The sequence below is a fragment of the Arenibacter algicola genome (assembly GCF_000733925.1).
Taxonomy (GTDB): Bacteria; Bacteroidota; Bacteroidia; order Flavobacteriales; family Flavobacteriaceae; genus Arenibacter; species Arenibacter algicola.
The window spans coordinates 582,368-604,946 of the sequence record NZ_JPOO01000003.1; the positions used below are offsets into that span (position 1 = coordinate 582,368).

Sequence of the window (22,579 nt, forward strand, 5' to 3'; positions counted from 1 at the left end):
AGATAACATTTAATTGTAAACCGCACTTTAAAAGGTGAGTTTTAGACCTCAGAACCCAAACTATTTTAAATTGAAATCCAACAACCTACTATCCCATCTGACAAATCTTGAAGGTCAACTAAATCATTTTTCATTTGAGGAGTTAACCTCTGAGGAAGCTTCCTTATTAAAAAAATCCTTTATGACCTTTAAATATCGTCTGGAGGAAAAAGTATTGGGACCAAAACCAAAAGTTTCCAACTCCAATGCAAACAACAAGGATTTTGAATCGGCCATTAGGAACAAAGAAGTGGCAAATCCGTTAAAAAACAAACCGAACCGGGAAGAAGGTAGACTACTTGCAAAAGTTGGGGATGAAATTAGAACCCCAATTAATGGTATAATTGAGTCTGTAGACTTGTTAAAAGCAGGCAACATAAGTACGGAACAACTAGCGCAACTTAATTCCATAACGGCCACCTCCAACAATCTTTTGGATATCATTAATGAGCTGTTGGAATATACCAAGCTTACTTCGGGAAGGGAAAAGTTTGAAAGCATCGATTTCAATTTTTACAGTATTATTAGGGATACCATGTATCTATGCAACACCTTAATTATCAATAAGGATGTTACCCTAGAAGTAGATTTGGATACGGAAATACCCGAAGTTCTTTTGGGTGATCCATCCAAGTTGTCCCAAATTCTACTTACTCTCTTGGGGAATTCGATAAAACTTATAGATGAGGGAAGTATCCTTCTCAAAATTAAACTGCGTAGACAGCATAGCAATTACTTTGTGCTCGATTTTGAAATCAGGGATTTACGTACAGGAGCATTCAATAACGACTTAAGCCCCCATGTACCAAATCAAAATTTAGAACCCAATACAAATGATCTGGGAATTGGTTTTGCCATGGTAAAGGGAATATTGGAAATCTTAAATGGATCCTTGGCAACGATGGCCACCTTGAATGATGGTTGTGCTTATAAGTTCACTATTCCCTATAAAAAGGGAAAACAGATCAAAACTTCAGGGTACCGGTTAGATTACAACAATACAGGTACAACAAATAAAAATATAGAAGGCCTCCATATACTCGTTTTTGAGGACAATATTCTAATTCAAAAATTAATTGAACAGCGCTTAAAGAATTGGGGATGTACCGTTCATGTAACCGATAATGGTCTAGCTGGGATGGATTATTTATTAAAACATAGGGTAGACCTGATATTAATGGATCTAAGAATGCCAGTGATGAATGGTTTTCAAATTACCCAAATAATTCGGGAATCCAGCAACAATCACGTCAAAAGCATACCCATAATAGCCTTAACGGGCGATTTTACCGTTAATGACAAAATTAAATGTAATGCACTGGGAATAGATGATTATATCCTAAAACCATATAGCCCTGATGAATTACAGACCACTTTATACAAATATAAAAGCGCTATAGGGTCCAAGCCCGCATTTGAGTCCGGTGAAGACCCAGCCCAATTTTCAACAAAAAAAGAATTGTGGGAAGTTAACTTAACTGAGATACTGGAAGAGTGTATGGGCGAAATAGACCTATTGGAGGAGCTGATCGGTTTATTTAAACAAAATATGCTGGATTTCATCGGCAGGGCCAATGTCTATATCCCAGAAGGTAATTATAATCGTTTGGGGTTTGCTGCACATAAGGTTAAATCGGGACTTTCCATGATGAAAGCGAATCATCTTTATTCCCTTGTAGATAAAATCACCGTAGGCTGTAGGACCCATAGGAATCTTCCAGAAATAGGAAGGTTATACGATCAATTATTATTGGCATATCCCATGGTAGAGAAAGCGATTGATAAGGAACTGATGTTCTTAAAAAGAAAGGGAAAGTAAACGTTGAATACAATTGAACGCACGAATAAGTGAATATACCTCAAATACATACCAACCTGATATGGGATTTAACGGCCTTGTTCCTGCTTTTGACCATAGGATATTTGACCATCCTATTCTTTTTAAGAAAAACCAACACAATGTTACAGTGGAACAATAGGGAAGAAAAAAAGAAACATCTACGCGGAATGTTATGTCAGCTATTGCTTTATGAGCAAGGAAAGTTAAAAATGCCAGAAAGAGAACTCATAAACCTAAAAGTGGAATTGTGGAAGCTTTTAAGGCAGCCCAGCAACAAACGCATCATGTCCAAGATTTTGATGGAGATGAACAACGATCTTGATGACGGGGCAAAGCAGATAATCCCAAGACTATCCAGAGAATTTGGCCTGCAAATAGAGGCCTTTGAAAATTTGGACGTCGGTACTTACGGCATTAGTAATGCTCAGAGTTATAAGGCTGACAATGTAGACGATATACAAGATACAGAAACAATAATGGAAGCACCCAAAATGAACCAACCCTTGAATAGCAATACCGACAAGTTGAATGCCAAAACCAATTTACTAAAAGGGGAGGAGCTAGATCTTAGCTTCGTTCCATTGGTAACGGATAATGAAGATGCAAATAAAGGTAGCAGTCGGGAGGAACAGGAAGTATTGATGATTAGCAACGATTTGGAATTCCTAAGGGAATGCCTGGATAAGGAAAGTTTTGATAGAAATCCATATGAGACGATATTCGAGGAGGTATATGGCGAAAATATAATTCTCTCCAAAAACAAACCGCATGGGACAGACGCTTCTTTTTTAAACATAGATTTCTTGCCTTTGATAATGGAAATTGAAGAAGGGATAGAGGAACCGACCACAAACCTCAATGATCTTGAAGTGGAGTACGAGGTGGTCCTAGATCCACATTTTAAAAAACAGATCAGTGATATATTAAAGTCCCATGTAGAAGAACAAAGTAGGGCAGAGGCCATAGAAGAAGATGATAATTTATTGGATCTAGGAGAAATGGAACTTCCTGCTGCCAAATTCTACACGGATTGGGAATTTAAAAAAGTAAAATTACTTCACTCCATAGCAGAAATGGGAGATATACGGGAGGTACCCTTATTAAATGAAATGTTGGATGGGGAAGAAAACGAATCCATTGGCAATCTCATACAGGAAATAATTTTCAGGTTCCTTTCCGAGTATCCCATCATTATCGATGAGGAGTTCAAGGACAACAATCTCGTAGATTTTGGGGAACATTATGTGTTCAATCATTTATTCAGCTCCTTGGATAGGGAATCGCAACTGCTATTACTGCAGGAGATGCAACAAATAGGGGATCTAAGTGATCTATATTTTTTGGAAACCCTCCACAATCATTCTGATAAAGCTATAAGGGAAAAAGCTAAATTGGTTTCCTTATATATGGAAGCGAAAATACCGGACATACCAACCAGGAGCATAGAAATCCTTTCAGGAGACAATTTGGATTTCATAAAGCAAATCAATGAACCCTCAAAGCTACATTTAGACCCTTCGATTACCTTTGAAGTAGGAAAATCCGGTTTTATTTCTTCGGCATCCTCCAAGAAGGAGCCCTTGAAAAACGATAAGTCGACATACTTGGAGCAACGTGCCAAACCACAAGATAATGAGGAGGAGACTTTTGGTCACAATGACCTGTTCAATATCGATTTTGACATTACAACCTCAGAGCATATAACTTTCTACAACAATAGCTACCAGAAAGGAGAGGAGAGTTTGGAAGAATTGGAGGAAATAAAATTCTTGGACCAATTAAAGGACCTCACCAATAAAATTTTTAAAAATAAATAGTTTTAAACCTATGGTATAGCAAATAATGACATCGGAATAATTAGATTATATACCCGTAAAAAGATTAAACTTTATGAACTGTACCTTTTACAACTAAAAAACACTTATACACAACATTTTATTGGCACGAAAAGAGATATTAAATATGTTTACAGTATAATTATTGACCCAAACAATAACAACCTAAACCAAGTCTTACTATGTTATACGACACCTACGGAGAGGAATACCTAGCATTCCTACAAGATTTAAATGAAATTTTGAGTTTAAACGAATTGGCCGAGTTGGACTACATGTAGTTTGGCCCACAATTCAGAATCTAAAAACCCCTATTAAGATGGCAAAACAAAATCCAGACAACGCAGCTTATTTAAACTTTATTGAAGATTTAAATGAAATTCTAATCGATTTCAATATCAGTAAATTAAGTTATTCTTAAACCCATAACTTAAAAAAGAAAGAGGCCGAAAAAAATAGCATTTTTTTCGGCCTCTTTCTTTTGGGTTATCTATCCCAAATAGGTTTTGAGCAATTTGCTCCTGGAGTTGTGACGCAGCTTTCTTATAGCTTTTTCCCTTATCTGCCTTACCCTTTCCCTTGTAAGATCAAACGTGAGTCCTATCTCTGCCAAGGTCATGGATTGCTGATCGCCAATGCCGTAATACAATTTAACAACATCTGCCTCCCTTTGGGAAAGCGTATCCAAAGCCCTATTGATCTCTGTATTTAAAGACTGTTGTAATAGAAACATATCCGGTCTTGGGGATTCTCCTGAGCGAATTACATCGTACAGATTGGAATCCTCACCCTCTTTTAATGGCGCATCCATGGAAACGTGTCTACCTGAATTTTTTAGGGATTGTTTTACCTCACTGACGGACATTTCCAATTCTTTGGCTATCTCCTCTGGTGATGGCGGCCTTTGATGGGCCTGCTCCAAATAAGAAAAGGTTTTTTTAATTTTATTTATAGAGCCAATTTTGTTGAGCGGTAAGCGCACCACTCTAGACTGTTCTGCCAGAGCCTGTAAAATAGCCTGCCGTATCCACCAAACTGCATAAGATATAAATTTAAAACCCCTTGTTTCGTCAAAACGCTTGGCCGCTTTTACCAATCCTACATTTCCCTCATTAATTAAATCAGGGAGTTTCAAACCTTGATTCTGATATTGTTTGGCAACAGAAACCACAAATCTTAAATTTGCGGTTGTAAGTTTTTCCAAGGCAATTTGATCCCCATCCCTAATTTTTTGAGCCAATTCAACCTCTTCATTAGCGGTGATCAACTCTATTTTACTGATATCCTGCAGATATTTGTCTAGTGATTTTGATTCCCTATTCGTAACCTGCTTGATAATCTTTAGTTGCCTCATATATTTTTTATTTGGATTTTGAAGTGTTAATCTCTCATTATACCTTTTTTTTATGTCTTTTCCAAGGGAAGCTGTACTACTTATACATAATTTATGAGAAGTTTATGATATTCATTGTTCAATCCAAATATTAAAATACTAATTTACCTCCTTGCGCTATATTTTGATTTTTAAATGGGAAATTGCAATTCTTAAGTTCAAATCGAATTAATTGGGAGAATGAGTAAAAGAGCATTGGTAAAATATTTATCGGAATTAAAGAAAAAGGAGCTGGAAGAGCAATTAATAGATTTATATCACAGATTTCCGGCAGTAAAGGAATATTATGATTTTGTATTCAACCCAAAGGAAGATAAGCTGGTACAGGATGCGAAAATAAAGATCTCCAATGAATACTTTCCTTTAAAAAGAAAAAGGCCCAAGGCCAGAAGATCCGTTGCCCAAAAATACATAAAGCACTTTGTAAAATTGGGAGTAGACCCGCATTTAACGGCAGATCTTATGTTGTACAACTTGGAAGTGGCCCAATCCTTTTCGCTGGAGAAAAATGTCCCGGAGGCTTTCTATAAAAGTATGGGCAACTCCTTTAACGAACTGGTCCAATTTGTTTCATTAAATGCGCTTTTAAGCGATTTTAAGGACAGAATTGTTGCTTGTTATGTATTTAGCCAAGATCACCATTGGCCCAACAGGGAGGACTTCTCAAAGTCCTTGGATATCATAGATTAACCACAAGCTAGCGTCGTTTTCTAATTTTTAAACACCTTTTGCACTACATTGCCCTAGGGAGTTCTCTTCTTAAATGTACCCCATAAGCAATCCCAATTTCATGTTTTTACCTTATAAATTTGAAACCGGCACAAAAAACTCTTAATTTTGTAAGGTTTGATTTTTCTTAATTTTAAAAAATTTCATTTCCCGTTTGGAGCTACCTAAAGAAAGTACAGAAAAAACCCTTTATGATTATCAAGAGGAAGACCTGAACACCATTTTCAAGTGTTTGGAGGAGTCCCCGGACGATATGAATCTTTTATACCAATTGCCAACAGGAGGAGGTAAAACGGTTGTTTTCTCGGAAATTGCGAAAAGATATATTCATAAAACCAATAAAAAGGTAGTAGTTCTTACCCATAGAATAGAATTGAGCAGCCAAACCTCCAAAATGTTGAAGGGATTTGGCGTTAAAAACAAAATAATCAATAGCGAGGTTAAGGAATTACAGGACCAGGACCAATATATGTGCTTCGTGGCCATGGTGGAAACCCTTAACAATAGACTTCAGGATGACAAGGTAAAAATCAATGATATTGGACTTGTCATTATTGATGAAGCCCATTACAATTCCTTTAGAAAATTATTCAAATATTTTAAAAAGTCAATTATCCTTGGGGTTACTGCAACTCCTCTAAGTTCCAACATAAAACTTCCGATGAAGGACCACTATCAAAAATTGATCGTGGGTGAATCCATATCATCGCTCATTGAAAAGAATTTTTTGGCCAAGGCCAATATGTACAATTACGACGTAAGCCTAAAAAGTTTAAAATTGGGCATAAGCGGTGACTATACGGTAAAATCTTCGGACGAGCTATATGGTAACCAGAATATGCTTACCAAATTGGTAAATGCCTATGAGGAGATTGCAAAAGGTACCAAAACCCTTATTTTTAATAATGGTATCAACACTTCTTTATACGTTTTGGACACCTTTAAAAAGGCTGGATACAACATTCGGCATTTAGATAATAAGAACAGCGCCTCCGAGCGTAAGGAAATTTTAAAATGGTTTTCAAAAACCCCCGATGCCATTCTTACCTCGGTAAGTATATTGACCACTGGATTTGACGAACCCACTGTGGAAACCATTATTTTAAACAGGGCTACCAAATCCTTGACCCTTTATTTTCAGATGATAGGACGCGGATCCAGGATTTTGCCCAATAAGAATGAGTTTACAGTGGTAGATCTTGGGAACAATGTGGCCCGATTTGGTCTTTGGAGCGCTCCCATAGATTGGCAGGAAATTTTTCATTTTCCGGATTTCTTTTTGGAGAGCATAAAAAATGATGAAGAAATAGAGCGGGACTTTGTTTACGAAATGCCGGCCGACCTCAAGGCGCTATTCAGCAAGTCCAAAAATATCGAATTTGATATCAAAGCAGAATACAAAAAAGTTTTTGCCCAGGGACTTAAATCCAAAACCGTATTGGAGAACAGTATTGAACAGCACGCCACTATATGTGTTGAAAATAGTGAGGATGTATTTGACGCCCGTATCCTGGCCAAGAAATTAAAGGAAGAGATCGCTTTTAGGGTGCGCCAATATTCCTATTGCATAATGAACAACACCAAGAATTACAAAGAATGGTTGGAGGAAGATTATGAGCGGAAACTACGTTCCAAAATTTCCCAGAAATTCGCCAGGCGTTTATAGAACACATGCTCCCAGAAACGGATAAAAAAATATTGATCATTGGCTATGTCTGGCCGGAGCCCAATACAACGGCAGCTGGAGGACGGATGCTACAATTGATCCATTTTTTTCTGGAGCAGGATTACCAGATAACCTTTGCCAGTACTGCGGCAGAAAGCGAATTCTCCTTTGATTTGGACAGCCTTGGGGTTAGGAAAAAAACTATTCTCCTTAACCATTCCAGTTTTGATGTTTTTTTAAAGGATCTAGATCCGGGAATTGTTCTATTTGATCGTTTTATGACAGAAGAACAGTTTGGATGGCGTGTTGTGGAAAATGCTCCAAATGCCTTGCGTATTTTAGATACCGAAGATCTACATTCGCTTAGGATTGCCAGACAATTGTCATTTAAAAAATCCATCCCCTTTACCGAACAATTTTGGTTGGACCAGGACCAGACAAAAAGGGAAATGGCCAGTATTTATAGATGCGATCTTAGTCTGATCATATCGCTATACGAAATGGAACTTCTGACCAAGACTGTGAAAATGGACCCCAATCTACTTCTGCATTTACCAATGATGTTTGATGCCATTGATGAAGAAAGACAAAACCATTGGCTCCAATTTGATCAAAAAAAGGATTTTGTCTGTATCGGCAATGGGAAACATGCACCAAATATAGACGCGATCCATACCCTTAAAAAGGACATTTGGCCCTTGATCCGCAAGGAGTTGCCCCTTGCCAATCTATTTATCTATGGAGCTTATATGCCCGAAAGCATTAAACAATTGAACAGTCCAAAACAAGGATTTTATATTATGGGATATGCCAATGATGCCAATAAGGTTATATCCCAGGCCCGACTAAATCTTGCGCCCTTAAATTATGGCGCTGGAATAAAAGGTAAATTACTGAGTGGAATGCTAAACGGCACTCCCAGCATTACGACAGAAATAGGCGCTGAAGGCATCTGTGAAAACTTGGCATGGAACGGAATTATTGCCAATGAGGTGGAGGCTTTTGCCAAGGCTGCCATTCTCCTGTACCAAAATGAAGATAAGTGGACCGTTGCCCGACATAATGGTACCGCCATTATAAACGGCTTTTACAACAAAGTTGTTTTGCAAAAAAAATTAAGGGATAATATTGAGCTGCTTACCAAGAATCTGGAAGAACACAGAGCAAGAAATTTTATTGGTGCAATGCTCTTGCACCATAGCTTGGCCAGTACAAAATTTATGTCCAAATGGATCGCAGAAAAAAACAGCAAACCACAATCGGAATAAACTAATGGTCGAAGCCTGCCAAAATAAAGAGTATTATCTTTGATAACTGTTAAACCATTTTAGAAATGAGTAAAAAAATTGATTGGAAAGTAGTTAAGGAATTTGAGGATATCACTTATAAGAAATGTGATGGCGTTGCTAGAATTGCCTTTAACAGGCCCAATGTTAGAAATGCCTTTAGGCCCAAGACCACAAGTGAACTATACCAGGCATTCTATGACGCCCAAGAGGACACAAGTATAGGGGTTGTGCTACTTTCTGCCGAAGGTCCGTCTACCAAAGATGGAGTGTATTCGTTTTGTAGTGGAGGGGATCAAAAAGCTAGGGGGCATAAGGGTTATGTAGGGGAAGACGGTATGCACAGGTTGAATATTTTAGAAGTACAACGACTAATAAGGTTTATGCCCAAGGTTGTCATTGCCGTAGTTCCTGGTTGGGCCGTTGGAGGAGGCCATAGCCTACACGTTGTCTGCGATCTAACCTTAGCAAGCAAAGAACATGCAATCTTTAAACAAACAGATGCCGATGTAACCAGTTTTGACGGTGGGTATGGTTCGGCATACCTGGCAAAAATGGTGGGACAAAAAAAGGCCAGGGAGATATTTTTCCTAGGCAGGAATTATTCGGCCCAAGAGGCTTTGGACATGGGAATGGTAAATGCGGTTATTCCCCATGAGGAATTGGAAGATACAGCTTATAATTGGGCACAAAAAATACTTGAAAAATCGCCAACCTCCATAAAGATGCTCAAATTTGCCATGAACCTCACTGATGACGGAATGGTGGGGCAGCAGGTATTTGCCGGCGAAGCAACAAGATTGGCCTATATGACCGAGGAAGCAAAAGAAGGACGGAATGCTTTTTTGGAAAAGCGAAAACCAAATTTTGGAAAGAACAACTGGATTCCTTAAACAATTGGACATTTAAGTTTCCAAAACCCTGGAAACTAAAAAGAGCCTTGTCTTTTGGATCAAGGCTCTTTTACGAGAACACTATATGAAAATGAAAAAATTATTACTTCGTTTTTGTTACACTACTAAAGTAGGATAGAAGGCCTTATTGGGAAAACTATTGTTGTGAAGTGATCAAAAGTTGTGGTTAGACAAGAGAAACTTGTTATTTAACAATTACAAAGAATTAAAATTGGAATAGATAATACTAAATATGGCATTCAAAAAAATACAGGAACAGTTAAAAGAAGTGTTGGGGCAACAGGGGATTAAGGAGCCTCTTCCCTTTCAAAAAGCGATTCTTTCAAAAATTAAAGGGGGAGCCAGTGTTTTTGGTATAGCGCCTGCCGGTGCCGGTAAAACTACCGCGATAATTATAAGTACGCTTCAGAAACTGGATTGTACAGCATTTGAGGAGGCTCCAAGAGCCCTGATCTTCGTAAAGGACAAGGAATCCGCTTTGACCCTACAAAGTGAATTTGAACGGTTTACAAGAAGAATGGACCTTCGTATTTATTCCGTTTATGAAGAACACAATATAGAAGCACAACGGAATGAAATTTTTGAGGGAGTGGATATTGTCATTGCCACCCCAAAAAGATTGAGCAAGATCTTTTACCTCAACGGCATCAATTTAGGAAAGCTAAAGTTGTTTATTGTAGACGATGCAGAATTCTTGTCCAAACCCAGCCCTTTTTCCGATGTCATCCGAATCCCTGAAAGTTTGGACAGATGTCAGTATGCCATTTTTTCCACTAAGTTCGATAGCCGAATGGAGCGGATGCAGGAATTGTTTATGGCCAATGCACAGATCGTTGAGGTAGGGGAGTGATTTTATGTAACAATGCCATAATGAAACAATTACTCCTTAACTATTAATAATCCCAAACGGACTAAAACTAAAAAGAGCCTTATCTTTTAAGACAAAGCTCTTTTACGAGAACACTATATGAAAATGAAAAAATTATTAATTCGTTTTTTATTACACTGCTAAAGTATCAGGGTTGTGCCGTTGAAAGAAATTAATGTTGGGAAATAGGCCTTTTATGTGGTGAAAGGGGTATATTATGATATTTTGAAAATTTGCTGTCATCAAAAAATAGAGTTCTACGCCTTTAAATGGATATAAATGAATCGCATACTGTTTACAAAACATTCCTAAATACAGGGATTGGTTCTCATTCCAAATACTTTAAGTAATAACAACCGTATTCAAGAGCTGCCCAATAATTCTCAATTACCAAGGTTTTATAATTTCAAGCAAACACTTTTTATTATCTTTAATACTATCTATCCCCCGTTTGGATTTCATCAACACAATTAGATTATTCTAACGAGTATGAAATATAGGTTGTCATTTTTATTTTTAATATTGTCACTACCATTCCATTCCCAAACTTCCGAAATAAATATTTCGGGAAGGGTGACCGATGTATGGGACACAGCCATTCCAAATGTTAATGTTTTGCTTAAAGGCACTGAACGTGGAACACAAACAGATGAAAGCGGTTGGTTCTCCTTAAGGGCACAAGCCAATGAGGTTTTGGTGTTCTCTTCCCTTGGCTATGGCACTTATGAACGTGCCGTTCCGGAAACGGAAGAGGAACTTAAAATAGTCCTATCCCCAATGGTAACCGACTTGGATGAAGTGACCTTAACCAAAAGGAAACGAAAAACCCAAAAAGGCATATTGGCGGAATATCCCGATAACACAAATCTTGTCAAGACCTCAAGGGGCGTTTTAAATAAGGACCGTTCTTCATCGTCCTTTCAGGTTATCAGTGGTAGGGATTTGGTGGCTACAGGACCAGATTTTTTAACCTCTCTGATGAATTATAGTCCTAGCATGAGGGTGGTTCGAGTGCCTGAAGTAAAGGTGTATTTGCGTAGAATAGCTTATTCCATTTATGATTCCATCGGAACACCTCCGAAAGCTATTTTTGATGTGGATGGGTTTATACATGAAACCGCACCTACTTATTTATCCTCACATGATATAGACCGGATCGCTATTCTGGAGCGTAATGCTGCGATTTCCAGATATGGACCTACGGGAGTTGGAGGGGTCATTGTAATCAACACCAAAACCACGACCCAAATGGATTACAGTGGAAATGTTAAGAGGTATGATAATTCCGCGTTACGCGATAGTCTAAATGAACTGTTTATAGATCAAAGTAGGAATGCGCCTATACCACATGATTAAATAAAAATTTTTTGGAAGATTTCCTTATAATTTAGTAAGTGCTTATTTAATCGAAGCTAAATTGTCAATGTTCAATTTTGCTTTTATCCGGTTGTTCCATTTGACCAAGCCCTCGTAGTCACTATCATTGCTCGTTTCCTTCTCCATTTTTTTCACTTCAGTTAAAGCCGCCTTGTACATTTCATCATAAATTATTTTTGCCTCTTCAAAGGTCGTATTCTCCATAATCCGAGAGGCGGCCAATTGTCTGTAAACTTCATAGATATCAAAAATAATATTGAAATATACCAGCTTATTTTTTGTGCGCTCATGGCTGAATTGAGAGGAATCGATATCCAACAATGTTCGACTCACTATTTTTGTAATCCCATTTTCGCCTATATAACTATCTACCATATAGCAAATATTGATATTATCTTTGTCATTTCGGGAAGCTTTGGTTTGCAGATGTTGAAACGGGGTATCATAGGCTTTGCCAGTTGACAAATTTAATCCTCGGTTATAACCCATGGTGTCGCTCTCATATTCTTCGGTAGTTAATCTATGCAAATGTTCCCAATTCAACCTTCTTCCCTGCTGCCATGAAAGCACGGTGGGTCTTGTGTATTTTAGGTCGTCCAAGGGGATATAATTATTAAAATTAATCAGGAATCCATTTTTTTTCATGAAATCCATCGATTTATTTTCATTGATACTTTTAGGAAATTGGTAGTTGCTCTCCCAAAAATCATCGGATGCCTGCAAGGCGATCATTTTATCATAATCATTGTTAAAATGGATTGTCTTGGTAAAATAGGGGTCTTCATAAAATGTGTCGTAATCAAAGAAATATAGAAAAGTACGGGAATCAATAATTTCCGAGATATTTTTGGATCTGTAACCCATCTGAAAATGAAGTTCCAGATATTGGATCTTTTCGGGATCTATAGGGTTAAAAACAATGTTGAGCCGAATTTCCCTTGGGGTCAGTTCAACATCTTTATTGATGGAAGCCAAAGCGTTTGTTATGGGATCAACAGCCAAAAGTTCTATTTTTTTAATTATTAACAGCTGATGGTCTATTAACATGTTTCCATAAAACAATCTACCATTGGCCACTTTGGGGGAAAACGAAATGGATACCTCCCCTTGGCTGCATTCGACACAATCATCAATTTTTACATCATATATTCTTTGTATGGCATTGTAAGTCAAATTCCCTGGATAATCGGGTAATATTTGTTTGGAGGTCCCGAAAAGCTGAAAGTCACTCAAAATTTTAGTATTGTCCAAACTATAAAAAGGGAATGCTCTGTTTTGTCCAAATCGACCACTTTTGACCTTTAGATCCAAAATTCCGTTTGCCAAACTTTGCTCGCTGTTGTAGAAGCCTTCTACATGTTCGATCGGGATATTCCTTGTAGAGGAAATCATGGTTAGAAAAGCCTTACTGACCGTTGTATTTTTGCTATTTCGGTACACTTCTATTATCCTCTCCAATAGCTTATAGGGGTACACCTCGTTTTGGCTGGCGGTCAGCACAACTTCGTCCAAAACGGAAACATCCATTTCCAATTGAAGTTTGGATTCCTTCTCAAAATAGGATACCACGGTCTTTATTGTTTTAAACCCTAAGTGCCTTACTTCTATAGAATCACTAGAATAAATACTGTCTACTGCGAACTTACCATCCTCGTTAGTTATAGTAGAATGTGCCTGTGAACCGTAAATCCTTATAGTACAATAGGGCAGTGGAACATCTGACATCCCGTCATAAATAAAGCCTTCTATTTTAGACTGCGCCAAACTAGTGATGCAAAAAAATATTGTCAAAAAGAAGATGATTTGTTTCATACTTTCGATTTCTCCATTACAAGTACTTTCACACTAAGTTAACTGTTTTATTATTAGGAGGTTGATTCGATTAAAAGATTATGGCTACACTTTTTTATAATTGAATTTACGCCATTTTCTGTTGTTATAGATGTACCCTTAATTTCTTTTTCGAAGTGAATTATTGACAAAGACACTCTATTCTATGAGATAATATCATGAAATTGATTTAGATTCTTAATGGTTTCAACAGAATAAGTATCTCTAAAACGTTCAATTGTTTGATTAAAGGGACTATAATATCATAGTTTTTAAAGCAGTTACCTAGGACTCCAATTAATCCCAAATAAAGGGTTAAATTTATACCTCCCAAATTTCAGTTTTAGGAATGTAATGTATACAAGTGTAGCAAGATTCGCTTAGAAAACATAGGAATAAACGATGCATCGGCCCTATAATAGTACTTAGCACATCATTAAAATGGTTATAGGTTATTTAGTATAATTAGGATCCTTGGGTCCGCACTTAAATTATTCAGATAAATGGAAGATTTCGAATTATTTGAGCCTAAGAGTTGGTTGGAACTTCAAGCGTATTTGTTTAATGAAAAAGACGAAAAGATCGATAGGTTTCGATCTCCGTACGCCTATAGGGGTGTCTATAATGCCCAATTTGGATTGGAGACCAGCCTTCAAAGATTGGGAAGAATACCTTCAAAAGTAGAAGCCACTATGATCAGAAACTTTAGGAAGTACTCGCCTATCAATACCTTGATCGATGATTATAACAACCTCTGGAACTGGATCTCCTTGGGACAGCACCACGGACTTCCTACAAGACTAATTGACTGGACCCACTCTCCCAATGTTGCCTTACATTTTTTAACAGAGGATATGGGCACTTATAATTTGGACGGAGCCATCTGGATGGTAAATTATGTAGCACTAAGAGAGCATCTTCCGGAAGAGCTCAAAACACCTATATTAAGCAAAGATATTTTCTATTTTAGCTCCATGGAGCTAAAACAAACAATAGGTAATACCATAGAAGAACTATATGATTTTTCGAGTCGGAACACCAATACCATGATATTTTTCGAGCCACCTTCCCTTGATGATCGTATAATTAACCAATTTGCTCTTTTTTCATTTATGCTGGATCCGGATTCCAGTCCATTGGACTGGCTTAAAAACCATCCCAAGTATTTAAAGAAAGTAATTATTCCATCAGAATTAAAGTGGGAAATAAGGGATAAGCTGGATCAGGCAAACATTACGGAAAGAATCATATATCCGGGCTTGGAAGGAATTTCCAAATGGCTAAAAAGATGGTATAGTGATAAAAACAAAATCTAATAGTTTTCTAATTACTTAATACCAAACTCTCTATTTTGTTGATTTTTTAATCTAAATAATTGGTGTGAATAATATTTTGGGTACATTGGGCGCTAAGGGTAGGCAGATTATACTATGGCTGGTTTTGCCGGGTATCCTTTTGTCCTTGGCCAGTTGCAAGGAGAAAGTTGTGGATGATGGTTATATTTGGAAGCCACTTAGGGTAACGGCCACCGCCTACAATTCCTTTCCCTCACAAACCTCTAAAATTCATCCGGGAATTACCGCCTGGGGCGATTCGCTTTTTCCAGGGATGAAAGTAATTGCTGTTTCCAAAGACTTGATTCCATTGGGATTGGATTACAATACACAAGTAAGGATAAAAGGGGATACCAGTATTTATTTTGTGAAGGATAAAATGCATTCCAAATGGAAAAATAGGATCGACATCTATATGGGGGAGGATAAGGAGAAAGCTTTAAAATGGGGGCGAAAAAAAATAACCATCCATTACAGGGTAAAAAGGGATTCCACGGAAATAAAATGATATTGTATCTTTATTGCCCAAGTTTATATACTAAAAATAGAATGAAGAAGAGCTTACTTTTATGCACCCTTTTTATTGCCATCTCATGTTCCGTAAACCGTGAAATAGTAGACAAACCAATTATTTTTGACGAAGAGCGAAAAGAGCTCACTTTGGAATATATGTCCGACCACTACGGCCTTATCCAAGACGAACCGGTTATTGCTCCCAAGATGGTAGTATTGCACTGGACGGTAATCCCAACTCTGGAGAAATCGTACCAGGCCTTTGAGTTGCCTACCCTACCCGATTGGAGACCGGAGATAAGCTCTGCCAGTGGTTTAAATGTATCCTCCCAATTCCTTGTAGATCAAGATGGTACAATTTATAGATTAATGCCCGAAACTACTATGGCAAGACACGTAATAGGTCTAAACCATTGTGCTATCGGGATTGAAAATGTTGGGGGAACCGGGGATACCAAACTCACAAGGGCACAATTAAGATCCAACAAATGGCTGGTCAAATATTTAAAATCCAAATACGATATAGATTACGTTATTGGTCACTATGAGTATACGCTTTTTGAAGACCACGAACTGTGGTTGGAAAAAGATGAGGGCTATAGGACCGTAAAGACCGACCCCGGTGAGAAATTTTTAAAAAGAGTAAAAAGAGCTACCAAAAAACTTAATTTTAAACCTACACCAATTGCAAAATAATACAATGACATCAAATAATTTCGCCCTTATCCTTTGTTTGCTAATGGTATTTTCCGGCTTTGGGCAGGAAAAAGATTTTACATCCAAGCTATACTCAACTTATGAAAAATACAAAGAACCTTCTTTGGATAAAAGAAGGATAAAGCATAATGATATTCAACCACTTATCAATAAATTATCTGCCAACCCCAAATTTACTGTAACGGTTGTTGGCAAATCCATCGAAGGGCGCAACCTTTCCCTTATAAGTATTGGAACAGGTGCTACAGATGTTTTTCTGTGGTCGCAAATGCATGGGGACGAACCTACGGCCACCCAGGCCATATTTGACATTTTCAATTTTTTAAGCAGTGGCGATTTCAAAACCGAAAAGGAAAACATTCTAAAGAATTTAAAATTGCACTTTTTACCTATGCTCAATCCCGATGGGGCAGAAGTATATCAAAGAAGAAATACCTTGGGAATAGATATAAATAGGGATGCACTTGCATTGCAGTCGCCCGAGGGAAGAACCTTAAAAAGGGTAAGGGATAGTTTGGATGCGGATTTTGGTTTTAATCTTCACGACCAAAGCACTTATTACAATGCGGAAAGAACTGACAAACCTGCTACCATCTCCTATTTGGCACCTGCCTTTAATTATGAAAAAGATATTAATGAGGTGCGTGCCAACGCAATGAAGGTTATTGTTTATATGAATAAAATAATTCAGAAATATGCCCCGGGACAAGTAGGGCGCTATAATGACGATTTTGAACCAAGGGCCTTTGGCGACAATATTCAAAAGTGGGGCACAAGTGCCATCTTAATAGAATCTGGCGGTTACAAAAGCGATCCTGAAAAACAGGAGATCAGAAAACTGAACTATGTTTCCATTCTATCGGCCATATATAGTATAGCCAATGGAAATTATAAGGACATTCCCATTTCCGACTACGAAAAAATTCCCGAAAATGATAGAAAACTATTCGATCTAAAACTGAATAACCTCACCTATAATTTACTGGGCAAAAATTATACTTTGGATGTGGGCATTCACCAATTGGAAATTGATAACACATCACATAAAACCTATTATAACAGCAGCAGGGTAGTAGACCAGGGCGATCTATCCACCTATTATGGTTACGAAACTTTGGAAGGGAAAGGCTACTCTATGGTAGGAGGAAAGGTATACCCAAAAACCCTAGCTTCCATAAACGAGGTATCACAATTAAAGGCATTGGATCTTTTGCGATCGGGCTTCACCTATGTGCGGGTGGAGAACATTCCAAAGGGCGAAAATTATGTATCCTTTCCCCTCAACATTATAGGGAAGGACTACAAGGTGCCACAATTTAAAATGCGGGTAGGCATTATTCCCAACTTTATATTGGAAGAAAAGGGCCAACCCCGCTATGCGGTAATCAATGGATTTTTGATCGACCTAAAATCTGGGGAAGGGAATTTTAAAAATGCATTGATCTTACGATAGTTCTAATATCCATAAGAAATCCGCATACTATCCCCGTAGGCAAGTAGCCAATAAAGCATTGTAAAAAGAATACTTACAATACAGGTAAAAATAGTTATGGCCAGGCCCTTAAACCCATTGGATAGCTCACTGATGGCGCTATATTTAAAGATGTCGTTGATTACAACCATGATATTCTTTTTTAAGTGTTACAAAATTTAGTTTTTAGCATTCATTATGAACATAGGTTGATAAGGGTTGTTATTATTAGAACAATTATCTAGCCAAAAACCCTACCTTACTTTTTATTTTTTTCGATATAGCTTGTTTGGAGCTCTTTATAAGCACCTTTTATCAAGGAGCTATATTTGGAACAGTTTATATCTTGGTTAACTTATCCCTATGTAACAATTTCTGCAGAAGAAATTATTTAGTTTTGTTTAAATTGGTCCAGTCCATTTTATTTCTCCGGTAATTTAATGGGCAATAAAGTTATTTGCACCTCAAAATTTAGTATCAATAGTCATATAAATAAATTTCAATGTTTAAATCCAATCGCTTTTTTTTATTGCTGTTTTTACTGTCCCTTCAAATTGTATTGGGACAGAAAACAAATTCGTTTAAAATACATTCCCATAACGATTATCTGCAAACTGCACCGTTTTGGGATGCCTATGCAAATGGAGCAAACTCCATTGAAGTAGATGTGTTTCTAAAAAACGATACCTTATATGCCACCCATGACGAGGAGGATATTATTACAAGCCACACTATAGAAAGCTTGTATTTGGAACCAATGAAAAAGGTGATGGAACTGCAACTGGGCAAGCACCAGGAGTTACAGCTATTAATAGATATAAAATCGGAAACCTACTCAACCCTGGACAAGATAGTAGCTGTTTTGGAAAAGTATCCCAACATAATCAACAATCCCAAAATTACCATGGTCATATCCGGAAATAGACCCAAACCGGAAGAGTATATGAAATATCCGTCCTTCATTAAGTTCGATTATCAGACTTTGGAGGATATTCCCAACACGGAGGCATGGGACAGGGTAGCGTTGATAAGCCTGCCATTTCATAAGTTTTCCAGATGGAACGGAAAAGGAAGATTAACTGCTGAGGACCTGCAAAAGGTAAAATCCACTGTTGACAAAGCGCATACTTACAATAGGCCCTTCCGTTTTTGGGCAACTCCAGACTCCAAGACCGCATGGAAAGCCATGCATGACTTGGGAGTGGACTATATAAATACGGATATTCCGGACAGGGCATCTGCATATTTGGAAACATTGGGAAGCAGGGTATATCACAACAAGGCTAAGTCCGATGTATACAAGCCCACCTACAAATCCGACCAAACAGAAAAGTCTGTTAAAAATGTAATATTGCTTATTGGCGATGGCAATGGGCTTACCCAAATCTCTTCATCTGTTTTGGCCAATGGAGGCAGCCTTACCCTAACGCAATTGAAAAGTATAGGGTTTATAAAAACCCAATCCTCGGACGATTTTACCACAGATTCAGCTGCTGCAGGCACTGCCTTGGCCACTGGCACAAAAACCTATAACCGGTCTATTGGTATGGCCTCTAACGGGCAACCCTTAGTAAATATCACCGAATTGCTGGATAAACATCAATTTGTAACGGGGTGTATCACCACTGATAAAATTGTGGGGGCCACCCCTAGTTCATTTTATGCCCACCAGAAAGACCGGGACGATACCGATGGTATTACCAAAGATTTATTAAAGAGTAAGCTCTCACTTTTTGTTGGGGGAGGGGAATCCAGTTTTAGTACTGTAGAATTACAGAGGAACAATTTTACAATTTTGAAAGGTGTTGAGGAACTGTCAGCAAGCAAAAAAGATAAAATAGGATTGTTCATCTCGGAAAATGACGTTCCAAGCTTTTTGGAAGGCAGAGGGAATATACTTGCAGAAGCTACTAAAAATGGGCTTCAGTTCCTAAATGCCAAGAAAAAGCCATTCTTTTTAATGGTGGAAGCGGCACAAATAGATTCATACGGACATAAGAACGAAGTGGCAGGTATAGTTACTGAGGGGATAGATTTTGACGTGGCCATAGCGGAGGCAATAAAATTCGCCGATAAAACAGGAAACACTTTGGTGGTAATAACGGCAGATCATGAAACATCCGGATTTACCATGCCACAAGGGAATATGGAAAAGAGTATGGTGGAGGGAGATTTCACTACGGATGATCATACTGCTACCATGGTTCCTATATTTGCTTACGGGCCCCATTCACAGGAGTTCCAAGGTGTTTATGAGAACAATGCGGTTTTCCACAAGATTCTAAAGGTGCTGAATATTAAGGAATCCGGAAAATAAAATAAGCTATCCTGAAATGCCCATAATAAAAAAGAAGCTGTCTCATTAATAGAGGCAGCTTTTTTTTTGGATCATTCTTTGAAATAGCTTGATTATCTTGTATAAATGCTAGGTTTTTGCTACATTACTGTTGCAATATTACTACCAAATGAAGCGCAATTTCAAGGAGTACAATCAACAACAAAATTGGCTTTTTCCTCCCTCTATTGAAGAATTAATTCCAGAAGACCATCCGGTTCGGATTGTCAATGGAGTTATCGAACATCTGGATCTAAAGCCACTAATTAGAGCCTATAGTAAAGACGGTCAGCCAAGTTATCATCCAAAGATGATGTTGAAGGTAATGGTCTATGCGTATATGGACAATACCTATTCTACCCGTAAGATAGAAAAGGCCATGCGGGAGAACATTAACTTCATGTGGCTCTCCAATAAGCAGGTGGCTGACCATAATACCATAGCCAGGTTTAGAAGCCAAAAGCTAAAGGATGTTTTCAAAGATATTTTTAAGCAAGTGGTATTATTGCTGGCCCAGGAAGGCCTTGTGAAGTTAAAAGAAGTTTATACCGATGGCACCAAAATAGAATCCGTAGCCGGCCGTTACACCTTTGTTTGGGGCAATGCCCTTAAAACCCAAAAAGAAAAGATGGCCCGGCAGCTCGAAGAGATGTGGGAGTATGCTCAAAGCATTGCTGATGAAGAGGATACCGATCCTACTCCTCCAGATTTTAAAAAAGTCGATAAGGAGAAGGTAGAAAAAACAGCTCAAAAGATTGACAAGATCCTCAAAGGGAATCCTAAAGCCAGCTCTAAAGCAAAAGCAAAAGCCCGCTATATTGCGAAAAATTTTCCTGCCAACCTGGAAAAATATGAGCAACAGGAGCAACTCCTTGGCAACCGAAGCAGTTATAGCAAAACAGATCCCGATGCTACTTTCATGCGAATGAAAGAAGACCATATGAAAAACGGGCAGCTTAAGCCAGGCTACAATGTACAGATCAGTTCCGAAGATCAGTTCATCCTAAATTATATTCCACCGGGACCAACTTTATTACAATGAAAAGGAAGATCATTATGTATGTCCGATGGGACAGCGGATGGAGAAAATAGCCCAAGCAACAAAGACCACCAAATCAGGCTACAGGCAAACAGTAAGTAAGTATAGCGCAAAAAATTGCAATGGGTGTCCAATAAGGAATGTTTGTTTTAAAGGAAAATACAATCGGGTAATAGAACGTAACCATGCCCTGGAGCATTACAAACAGAAGGCTAGAGAGCATCTTTTATCTGAACTAGGAGAAATAAAGCGTAGAAAAAGAACGGCTGATGTGGAGCCGGTCTTTGCCCATATCAAATCTAACCGAAATTTTAAACGATTTACCCATCGCGGGTTGGATAAAGTGGAATTAGAGTTCGGATTACATGCCCTGGCGCATAATATGAGAAAGAAAAGTGCCTAAAGCACTTAAAATCTCCTTCCAAAAAATTAAAATGGCCTACTTCATGAAAAAATTCAGATGAAAATCTATAAAAAATAAAAACCGCCTCATTTTAGTAAACGAGACGGCTTCTTTTTAGCTAAAACAAAAATTATAGTAATGGTAGTGTTCTATAATGACTCAGCATCCAAAAGAGCAAAAAACTTATCCAAATTTGGAATAATTACGATTCTAGTACGTCTGTTTATGGCCATATTCTCCTTGCTATCGTTTTCAACCAAAGGCAAGTAGCTACTTCTACCCGCTGCGATCAAATTAGCAGGATCAACATTGTACTTATTCTGTAAAAGTCGAACTATGGATGTCGCTCTTTTAACACTTAGATCCCAGTTGTCCTGAAACATTTCGGTACTGATAGTTCTGGAATCGGTATGCCCTTCCACCATAACTTCCATACTAGGCTCGGAGTTGATAACTTCGGCCAATTTGGCCAATATAGTGTTGGCTTTGTTACTTACCCTGTAACTCCCTGAATTAAACAATAATTTATCCGAAATATTGATCATCACAACAGTTTTGTTGATATCAACAATAACATCATCCTCCTCATCTGAAATGGATTTCTTCAAATTGTAAGAAATAGCAAGATTCATGGAATCTTCCAAGGTTTGGGCCTTTGCCAATTCACTAGGATCAATTTTTGCCAAGGTAGCCCTCATTTTTTCCTTGGTATTGTTACTCATTACGGCAACATCCCCAATAGAAGCATATTGGGAATCATTTATTTCCTGTAAGGAATTTATTTTTTCGTTGTATTCTGCAACTCTTGCCTCAATTTTAGAGACTTTGGATTCCAATTCCTCTTTCTCCACTTGGGTTTTTGTCAACATACTTTTAGTATTGGACAAATCCCCTTCAAGGGCTACATATTTTTTCTTAGATACACAGGAAGCTAAAACTACCATTCCCATCAAACCAACTAACGTTACTTTTTTCATTTCTTTATTGTTA

General features: G+C 37.9%; 17 protein-coding genes and 1 pseudogene. 14 read left to right on the forward strand and 4 right to left on the reverse strand.

The features are described from left to right. Nucleotides 1-70: 70 nt before the first annotated feature. Both U735_RS0112730 and U735_RS0112735 read left to right on the forward strand, forming a co-directional pair. The gene (locus U735_RS0112730; RefSeq protein ID WP_146032794.1) at nt 71-1,858 is read left to right on the forward strand and encodes a response regulator; all 1,788 of its coding nucleotides are present in this window, start codon (nt 71-73) and stop codon (nt 1,856-1,858) included. 29 nt (nt 1,859-1,887) lie between these two features. After that, nucleotides 1,888-3,696: a hypothetical protein gene (locus U735_RS0112735; protein ID WP_031444190.1), complete on the forward strand. Its 1,809-nt coding sequence runs from the start codon at nt 1,888-1,890 to the stop codon at nt 3,694-3,696. A gap of 508 nt (nt 3,697-4,204) precedes the next feature. On the opposite strand, the gene U735_RS0112745 is transcribed toward U735_RS0112735, so the two are convergent. Next, a complete protein-coding gene (locus U735_RS0112745) occupies nt 4,205-5,068 on the reverse strand; it encodes a sigma-70 family RNA polymerase sigma factor (protein ID WP_031444191.1) in 864 nt (287 codons plus the stop codon). Between the two features lie 219 nt (nt 5,069-5,287). Here U735_RS0112745 and U735_RS0112750 point away from each other — a divergent pair, with 219 nt between their 5' ends. The 6 genes from U735_RS0112750 to U735_RS0112775 all read left to right on the forward strand — a co-directional run bounded on the left by U735_RS0112750 (nt 5,288) and on the right by U735_RS0112775 (nt 11,926). Next, nucleotides 5,288-5,797, forward strand: a complete 510-nt coding sequence (locus tag U735_RS0112750) for a DUF6155 family protein (RefSeq protein ID WP_031444192.1) — start codon at nt 5,288-5,290, stop codon at nt 5,795-5,797. A 193-nt stretch (nt 5,798-5,990) separates the two neighbouring features. After that, a complete protein-coding gene (locus tag U735_RS0112755; protein ID WP_031444193.1) occupies nt 5,991-7,502 on the forward strand; it encodes a DEAD/DEAH box helicase in 1,512 nt (503 codons plus the stop codon). Between the two features lie 5 nt (nt 7,503-7,507). Then, a complete protein-coding gene (locus tag U735_RS0112760) occupies nt 7,508-8,770 on the forward strand; it encodes a glycosyltransferase (protein WP_031444194.1) in 1,263 nt (420 codons plus the stop codon). A 65-nt stretch (nt 8,771-8,835) separates the two neighbouring features. Continuing rightward, entirely contained in the window at nt 8,836-9,681 is an 846-nt protein-coding gene (locus tag U735_RS0112765; protein ID WP_031444195.1) for a 1,4-dihydroxy-2-naphthoyl-CoA synthase, read from the forward strand. Nucleotides 9,682-9,934: 253 nt separating this feature from the next. Then, nucleotides 9,935-10,552 (forward strand): DEAD/DEAH box helicase, encoded by a 618-nt coding sequence (locus U735_RS0112770; protein ID WP_031444196.1) that lies wholly within the window; start codon nt 9,935-9,937, stop codon nt 10,550-10,552. Between the two features lie 507 nt (nt 10,553-11,059). Next, nucleotides 11,060-11,926, forward strand: coding sequence for a carboxypeptidase-like regulatory domain-containing protein (locus U735_RS0112775; protein WP_031444197.1), 867 nt, complete (start codon nt 11,060-11,062; stop codon nt 11,924-11,926). 42 nt (nt 11,927-11,968) lie between these two features. Here the strand turns inward: U735_RS0112775 and U735_RS0112780 are convergent, their stop codons facing one another. Beyond that, on the reverse strand, nt 11,969-13,759 hold the full coding sequence (locus U735_RS0112780; RefSeq protein ID WP_031444198.1) for a peptidase associated/transthyretin-like domain-containing protein: 1,791 nt from the start codon (nt 13,757-13,759) through the stop codon (nt 11,969-11,971). Between the two features lie 521 nt (nt 13,760-14,280). Here U735_RS0112780 and U735_RS0112785 point away from each other — a divergent pair. From U735_RS0112785 to U735_RS0112800, 4 genes are all read left to right on the forward strand, one after another. Then, on the forward strand, nt 14,281-15,093 hold the full coding sequence (locus U735_RS0112785; RefSeq protein WP_031444199.1) for an FRG domain-containing protein: 813 nt from the start codon (nt 14,281-14,283) through the stop codon (nt 15,091-15,093). Nucleotides 15,094-15,157: 64 nt separating this feature from the next. Continuing rightward, nucleotides 15,158-15,619 carry a 3D domain-containing protein gene (locus U735_RS0112790; protein WP_232233260.1) on the forward strand — a complete coding sequence of 154 codons (462 nt, stop codon included), beginning with the start codon at nt 15,158-15,160 and terminating at the stop codon, nt 15,617-15,619. Between the two features lie 41 nt (nt 15,620-15,660). Next, entirely contained in the window at nt 15,661-16,320 is a 660-nt protein-coding gene (locus tag U735_RS0112795; protein WP_031444201.1) for a peptidoglycan recognition protein family protein, read from the forward strand. A 4-nt stretch (nt 16,321-16,324) separates the two neighbouring features. Next, nucleotides 16,325-17,794, forward strand: coding sequence for a M14 family metallopeptidase (locus U735_RS0112800; protein WP_031444202.1), 1,470 nt, complete (start codon nt 16,325-16,327; stop codon nt 17,792-17,794). A 2-nt stretch (nt 17,795-17,796) separates the two neighbouring features. Here the strand turns inward: U735_RS0112800 and U735_RS25590 are convergent, their stop codons facing one another. Then, nucleotides 17,797-17,964 (reverse strand): hypothetical protein, encoded by a 168-nt coding sequence (locus U735_RS25590; protein ID WP_157365023.1) that lies wholly within the window; start codon nt 17,962-17,964, stop codon nt 17,797-17,799. Between the two features lie 350 nt (nt 17,965-18,314). Between U735_RS25590 and U735_RS0112810 the strand changes: the two genes are divergently transcribed. Further along, on the forward strand, nt 18,315-20,129 hold the full coding sequence (locus tag U735_RS0112810; protein WP_083260625.1) for an alkaline phosphatase: 1,815 nt from the start codon (nt 18,315-18,317) through the stop codon (nt 20,127-20,129). 148 nt (nt 20,130-20,277) lie between these two features. After that, nucleotides 20,278-21,589 (forward strand): annotated as a pseudogene (locus tag U735_RS24625) (transposase). Between the two features lie 149 nt (nt 21,590-21,738). Here the strand turns inward: U735_RS24625 and U735_RS0112820 are convergent. Beyond that, nucleotides 21,739-22,566, reverse strand: a complete 828-nt coding sequence (locus U735_RS0112820; RefSeq protein ID WP_031444204.1) for an OmpA/MotB family protein — start codon at nt 22,564-22,566, stop codon at nt 21,739-21,741. Between the last annotated feature and the right edge of the window lie 13 nt (nt 22,567-22,579).

Bases quoted from the DNA above. Each gene is read 5' to 3' on its own strand.
- U735_RS0112780 (WP_031444198.1), bottom strand. From the start codon at position 13,759: ATGAAACAAATCATCTTCTTTTTGACAATATTTTTTTGCATCACTAGT.
- U735_RS0112775 (WP_031444197.1), top strand. From the start codon at position 11,060: ATGAAATATAGGTTGTCATTTTTATTTTTAATATTGTCACTACCATTC.
- U735_RS0112750 (WP_031444192.1), top strand. From the start codon at position 5,288: ATGAGTAAAAGAGCATTGGTAAAATATTTATCGGAATTAAAGAAAAAG.
- U735_RS25590 (WP_157365023.1), bottom strand. From the start codon at position 17,964: ATGGTTGTAATCAACGACATCTTTAAATATAGCGCCATCAGTGAGCTA.
- U735_RS0112760 (WP_031444194.1), top strand. From the start codon at position 7,508: ATGCTCCCAGAAACGGATAAAAAAATATTGATCATTGGCTATGTCTGG.
- U735_RS0112770 (WP_031444196.1), top strand. From the start codon at position 9,935: ATGGCATTCAAAAAAATACAGGAACAGTTAAAAGAAGTGTTGGGGCAA.
- U735_RS0112795 (WP_031444201.1), top strand. From the start codon at position 15,661: ATGAAGAAGAGCTTACTTTTATGCACCCTTTTTATTGCCATCTCATGT.
- U735_RS0112810 (WP_083260625.1), top strand. From the start codon at position 18,315: ATGTTTAAATCCAATCGCTTTTTTTTATTGCTGTTTTTACTGTCCCTT.
- U735_RS0112785 (WP_031444199.1), top strand. From the start codon at position 14,281: ATGGAAGATTTCGAATTATTTGAGCCTAAGAGTTGGTTGGAACTTCAA.
- U735_RS0112765 (WP_031444195.1), top strand. From the start codon at position 8,836: ATGAGTAAAAAAATTGATTGGAAAGTAGTTAAGGAATTTGAGGATATC.
- U735_RS0112820 (WP_031444204.1), bottom strand. From the start codon at position 22,566: ATGAAAAAAGTAACGTTAGTTGGTTTGATGGGAATGGTAGTTTTAGCT.
- U735_RS0112745 (WP_031444191.1), bottom strand. From the start codon at position 5,068: ATGAGGCAACTAAAGATTATCAAGCAGGTTACGAATAGGGAATCAAAA.
- U735_RS0112800 (WP_031444202.1), top strand. From the start codon at position 16,325: ATGACATCAAATAATTTCGCCCTTATCCTTTGTTTGCTAATGGTATTT.